General features: G+C 44.8%; 5 protein-coding genes and 2 pseudogenes. All 7 read left to right on the forward strand.

Features of this window, described 5'->3' with window-relative positions; genetic code table 11:
• Nucleotides 1–44 precede the first annotated feature (44 nt).
• A pseudogene (locus tag Q0R37_RS14745) lies at nucleotides 45–1,040 on the forward strand (oleate hydratase); the annotation flags it as partial.
• A 184-nt stretch (nucleotides 1,041–1,224) separates the two neighbouring features.
• A pseudogene (locus tag Q0R37_RS14750) lies at nucleotides 1,225–2,142 on the forward strand (oleate hydratase); the annotation flags it as partial.
• A 137-nt stretch (nucleotides 2,143–2,279) separates the two neighbouring features.
• On the forward strand, nucleotides 2,280–2,822 hold the full coding sequence (locus tag Q0R37_RS14755; protein ID WP_201427766.1) for a TetR/AcrR family transcriptional regulator: 543 nt from the start codon (nucleotides 2,280–2,282) through the stop codon (nucleotides 2,820–2,822).
• A 178-nt stretch (nucleotides 2,823–3,000) separates the two neighbouring features.
• Nucleotides 3,001–3,591 (forward strand): DUF308 domain-containing protein, encoded by a 591-nt coding sequence (locus Q0R37_RS14760; RefSeq protein WP_201427774.1) that lies wholly within the window; start codon nucleotides 3,001–3,003, stop codon nucleotides 3,589–3,591.
• A 98-nt stretch (nucleotides 3,592–3,689) separates the two neighbouring features.
• Entirely contained in the window at nucleotides 3,690–5,042 is a 1,353-nt protein-coding gene (locus Q0R37_RS14765; RefSeq protein ID WP_294755338.1) for a citrate/2-methylcitrate synthase, read from the forward strand.
• A 6-nt stretch (nucleotides 5,043–5,048) separates the two neighbouring features.
• Nucleotides 5,049–5,216, forward strand: a complete 168-nt coding sequence (locus Q0R37_RS14770) for a hypothetical protein (protein WP_201427764.1) — start codon at nucleotides 5,049–5,051, stop codon at nucleotides 5,214–5,216.
• The gene (locus Q0R37_RS14775) at nucleotides 5,213–5,908 is read left to right on the forward strand and encodes a putative ABC transporter permease (protein ID WP_243411815.1); all 696 of its coding nucleotides are present in this window, start codon (nucleotides 5,213–5,215) and stop codon (nucleotides 5,906–5,908) included. The genes Q0R37_RS14770 and Q0R37_RS14775 overlap by 4 nt, the downstream gene beginning before the upstream one ends.
• Nucleotides 5,909–6,198 lie beyond the last annotated feature (290 nt).

Raw genomic sequence — 6,198 nt, forward strand, 5'->3', positions numbered from 1 at the left:
TACAATAACTTACTGCAAAGCAGTACAGACAAGGAGGAAAGACTATGTATTATTCGAGTGGTAACTACGAAGCATTTGCACGTCCAAAGAAGCCTGATGGTGTTGACAGCAAATCAGCATATATCATCGGTTCGGGACTTGCCGCACTCTCCGCAGCCTGTTACCTTGTACGGGATGGTCAGATGGAAGGCAGCAGAGTTCATGTACTCGAAAAGGACTCCGTTCCCGGAGGGGCTTGTGACGGTATGTATTATACAAGTGTAGGTTATGTGATGCGCGGCGGACGTGAAATGGACAACCATTTTGAGTGTATGTGGGACTTGTTTCGCTCCATCCCGTCTATCGAAACAGAGGGAGTGAGTGTACTTGATGAGTACTACTGGCTCAACAAAGCCGATCCTAATTTCTCTCTATGCCGAGCAACAGAAAAGCAAGGACAGGACGCACATACCGACAAAAAATTCGGACTGTCTGACAAAGCCTGCTCTCAGCTGATGAAACTGTACCTTACAGCCAACGAGGAACTGTATAACAAGAAGATAACCGATGTCTTTGATGATGAAGTTCTGAACTCTAATTTCTGGCTGTACTGGAGGACTATGTTTGCATTTGAGAACTGGCATTCCGCACTTGAAATGAAACTGTATATGCAGCGGTTCGTTCATCATATAGGCGGATTGCCCGACTTCACTGCACTGCGTTTTACAAAGTACAACCAGTATGAGTCTATGATACTTCCGATGATAAAATATCTTGAGAGCTTCGGCGTACAGTTTGAATATGGTGTAAAGGTCGAGAATGTCACCTTTGACATCTCGGGCGGAAGGAAGGCTGCAACAGGTATCGAAGTGATACGTAACGGCGCAGAGGAAACTATTCCGCTGACCGAAAACGATCTTGTATTCATCACAAACGGCGGCTGTGTCGAGAATTCTGCCATAGGAAGCCAGAATACTCCTTCTGAGTTCAACAAGGAGATTAAACCCGGCGGTGGCTGGGATATGTGGCGAAAAATAGCTGCACAGGACAAGTCCTTTGGAAGCGTGTACGCATTTCGTGTCAGGACAGATTTCAAAACCGCTAAACGCCGCATAACACCTTGTTTTCGGGGATTTCCCGCCCGCGGAAAATGATGTCGGGAATTGGCTTTGACCACATAACTGACCACAACAGCGGAAGATTAGCATTTCTTTCGGGGTGTAGCGCAGCTGGTAGCGCGCCTGGTTTGGGAATCCCGATAAATTCTGCTATGATGCTGAAAAGACCAACTGGATGAGCGCAACTGTTACTACCCTTGATAAGCGGGTCATTCCGTACATCACAGCAATATGCAAGCGTGACCCGTTTTCGGGCGGAGTAGTCACGGGTGGGATCGTAACCTGCCGTGATTCATCGTGGCTGCTGTCATGGACTATCAACCGTCAGCCGCAGTTCCGCAGTCAGCCTAAGGATCAGTGTCTTGTATGGGTATATGCCCTTTTCACTGACAGAAACGGTGACTATGTGAAGAAGCCGATGCGTGACTGTACAGGCAAAGAAATATGTATGGAATGGCTGTATCATCTTGGAGTACCCATTGACGAGATAGAGGATATAGCAGAGAACAGCTGCAATACCGTTCCTGTAATGATGCCCTATGTGACAGCATTCTTTATGCCCCGTCAGGCAGGCGACCGTCCCGATGTTGTGCCGAACGGTGCTGTCAATTTCGCATTTCTTGGACAGTTTGCTGAGACCAAGCGTGATACTATATTCACTACCGAATACTCTATACGCACAGGAATGGAGGCTGTCTATACTTTGCTCGGAATAGACAGAGGCGTTCCCGAGGTATGGGGCAGTACATACGATATCCGTGATCTGCTCAATGCGACTATAGCCCTGCGTGACGGAAAGCCTCTTACTGCCGATACAGGTCTGCTCGCAAATGCGGCAATAAAACCGCTGCTGAAAAAGATACACAGCACTGATATAGAAAAGCTGCTGCTTAGATATAATGTCATCGGACTTCCCGAATCGGACGAAGAAAATGTTTCGGAGAGACACATAAACAAGAAAAATTTTGTAAAAGCGGGTGCAGGAGCAGTCGCAGTCGGAACAGCTATAGCAGTTGCTAAAAAAGTTAAGAACAAAAAGAAATAAGCATAAATTGCCATAAACTTCTCCTTATTCAGATACGAGGACGCTGTCGTTTTCAGACAGTGTCCTCTATTTTTGCTATTGACAAAAAGTCATTTTTATGGTACAACGTTTGTATAATGAGGAAAGAAGGCGTATGAGTGGCGAATCTGACAAAGGAAGCAATTAAAAAATCGCTGATAAAGCTGCTGAACGAGCGTCCCATAAACAAGATAACCGTCAAGGATATCGTTGAGGACTGCGGCATAAACCGCAACAGCTTCTACTACCATTTTGATGATATACCTTCACTTCTTGAGGAAATGATAAACAGAGAGGCTGACAGGATAATTGCAGAACACTCCCGTATTGAGAGCATCGAGGAATGCCTTGAGGTCGCTTTTTCCTTTGCACTTGAAAACAAAAAGGCTGTTCTGCACATACATAATTCCCCGAACCGTGAAATATATGAGAGTTACCTGTGGAGAGTCTGTGAGCACGTTGTAAGGACTTACTTCAATACAGCATTCGCAGACCGTCCCATTGACGAAGCTGACAAGGAGATACTTATCCGATATCATAAGTGCGAGTGCTTCGGTCAGATAATCGGCTGGCTCAGCAGCGGTATGAAATACGATATCCAAGCTGACTTTCATCGTATATGTGAGCTGAGAAAAGGCTCAGTCGATTTGCTATACAAGTAAAAATTTAGTCACTTGAGCGTATCTGTCCAAAGAATTGGCAGATACGCTTTTTTGTATGTCTACGGCAAGCAGCAAATATGCTATGATGACTACAGTACCGCAGAGTGCTGTTTACAGCGGTAAACAGGGTTTGCGCTTTGCGGTGCCACCAGACACTACTTTTACGGAGGTGAAGAACATGAAAAGCGAGAAATATATCCGCACAGCAAAAACAGGCTATATAATCATATCTGCGCTGATGTGCATACTGGGCATTGTTTTTACCGCAGTCCCCGACCTATCTGCAAACCTTATAGGCAGACTTTTCGGAGTGCTGATAGTACTTTTCGGCGTGATAAAGCTCATCGGCTACTTTTCAAAAGATCTCTACCGCCTTGCATTCCAGCATGACCTGGCACTTGGGTTACTTCTGATAGTTCTCGGGGGAATAATGCTCATAGATACCAATAATGTCCTGAATATCATCTGTATCGTAGTCGGGATATACATACTGCTTGACAGTCTGCTGAAAATACAGATCGCAATAGACTCCAAGCGCTTCGGTCTGAGCAAATGGTGGCTGATAATGACTGCGGCGATAGTTACGGGTATTGTTGGACTTATGCTGATAATACGTCCTGACGAGGGAGTGAGATTTGCAACTGTTCTGCTGGGAATTTCGCTGATATTTGAGGGTATCCTCAACCTTGTAACTGCTCTGACTGCTGTGAAGATAATGCGCAGCAGTCAGAGCAGCGATGACATTATCGACATAGAAATAAACGAATAGCAATATACCGTGAGCCGAAGCACTGACGGTAAACGGTATTATATATAAATGGTGCAGTATGTTATATACACATACTGCACTTTAATTGGAGGTGCTTTATGTATTCAGAGATCAACCCATATATCGAAAAACTGACTGAACTATCAGACAACAGTAACTCTATCAGTCCCGATATGTACAAAGAGCATAAGGTTTTCCGTGGACTTCGTGACCTTAACGGAAACGGAGTAGTCACAGGTCTTACCGAAATATCTCGGATAAAGGCAAAGGAAAAAACTCCCGATGGTGATGTTCCATGTGAGGGACAGCTTTTTTATCGTGGAATCAGTGTCCGTGACATAGTAGGCGGATTCTGGAACGAGCAGCGCTTCGGCTTTGAGGAGACCGTGTATCTTCTGTTGTTCTCAAAGCTGCCCGACGCTAAAGAGCTTGGGCATTTCTGCCGTACTCTTGCTTATATGCGTACCCTGCCCGATTCGTTTACAAGAGATATGATACTGAAAACTCCCGGCAGGGATATGATGAATATTCTGTCAAGAACAGTTCTTGCACTTTATGCCTATGACGATGAGCCCGATGATACCTCTACTGCAAATGTTCTCCGTCAGTGTCTGCACCTTATTTCGGTATTTCCCATGCTTGCGGTCTACGGCTATCAGTCATATCTGCACTATCATCTCGGGCAGGACTTGTTTATCCGCAACCCGAGACAGGAGCTTGGAACTGCGGAAAATCTTTTGCATATGCTGAGAGAAAACGGCGAATATTCAGAGCTTGAAGCCCGTATACTCGACCTTGCACTTGTTCTTCATGCGGAGCATGGCGGCGGAAATAATTCCACATTCACAACTCATGTCGTCACATCATCGGGAACTGATACATATTCCGCAATAGCTGCGGCACTCGGTTCACTGAAAGGTCCTCGTCACGGCGGTGCAAATATCAAGGTGGTGAAAATGTTCGACGATATGCAGCAGACGATCGACACAAGCGACAGGTCTGCGGTCAGGGAATATCTTACGAAACTGCTCGATAAGGAAGCCTTCGACTGTGCAGGGCTTATCTACGGAATGGGACACGCTGTTTACTCGAGATCAGACCCGAGAGCTGATATCCTTAAACAGTGTGCCAAGGCTTTAGCAGTTGAAAAGGGCAACGAGGAAGAATTTGCACTGTTTGAGTATGTGGCAGAGACAGCTCCCGAGCTTATCGCCGAGAAGCGAAAAATGTACAAGGGAGTCAGCCCGAATGTTGATTTTTACTCGGGACTGATCTACCGTATGCTTGGTCTGCCTTACGAATTGTTTACGCCTTTATTTGCCGTTTCGAGGATAACAGGCTGGAGCGCTCACCGCATCGAGGAGATACAAAACAACGGGAAAATAATACGTCCTGCGTATATAAGCGTAAAGCCTGAGAGCAAGTATATCCCTATCAACAGGAGGCAGTGACGGGGTATGAAAAAGCTCATTCTTTTGATCATACTGCTTTTTGCAGTCATGGACGTAGCTTTAATGTGGCTGTTGGTGAGAGGTGCAGATATGGAAACGACCGAACGGGCGGAGAGAAACGAAAAGGCTATTGAATTCTGGAAAAGTCACTGTGTTAATGGTAAATGTTCATGAATATATTCCTGATATTGACATTTCTGTTTGCCATCGGAGGAATGACAGGCTGGGTGATAGAGGTGTTCTACCGCAGATTTGTCTCACAGAAGCACTGGGTAAATCCCGGCTTCCTGACAGGCCCATGTCTGCCGCTTTACGGTGAGAGTCTGTGCATTTTATATCTGCTGGCACATTTGGAGGGCTATCTGTATATAGAGCCGGTCTGGTTGGAAAAACTTCTGCTGTTCATTATAATGTCCGCAGCCATAACCGCACTTGAATGCGTCGTCGGAGTAATTATGCTGGCAACTACTCATGTAAGGCTCTGGGACTACAGTGAGCTTCCGGGAAATATCCGCGGCATTATATGTCCGCTATTCACCTTTTTCTGGGGATTGCTCAGTGCAGTGTATTATTTTCTTGTCCACCCTCATATACTTGAAGCACTGGAATGGCTGTCGCAGAATCTGGCTTTTTCATTTGGAATAGGCTTCTTTTACGGTATATTTGTCATCGATCTTGCATACTCAACAAAGATAATAATGAAGATACGCAATTTTGCAGAGGAGAAACAAGTCGTTGTCAGATTGGAGGAGCTCCGTGAGCAGATCAATTACAGCATAGAGCGCAGAAAGCCTAAATTTGTGCTATCAATGAAAACTGAAAGACCGTTCAGGGAGGTGCTTGAAAAATATCTCAATAAGCCATAAACATGACATTTATATTAATTAATATGTGGTCAAAAGAATTGGAGAATATAATTTGACCGATAATTAAGTATATAGTCATATAATTCAAAAGGGGCTGGCTCAAAAGTGAAAAAGAGCCAGCCTCATAATTACGACAGAAAAGAATCTTTTTTTTGAAAATCTGAGCAATGCAAAGCAGAGGGTATCGCTACTCTCTGTTTTTTTATGTTAAATTGTGGAAAAATCAGGCGGTCAATTTTTCGTTGGGTTTCTTTTTCTCGAAAAGATATGTTTTCGTTCTTTTTTGAATG

This window comes from uncultured Ruminococcus sp., assembly GCF_946415235.1.
Taxonomy (GTDB): domain Bacteria; phylum Bacillota; class Clostridia; order Oscillospirales; family Ruminococcaceae; genus Ruminococcus.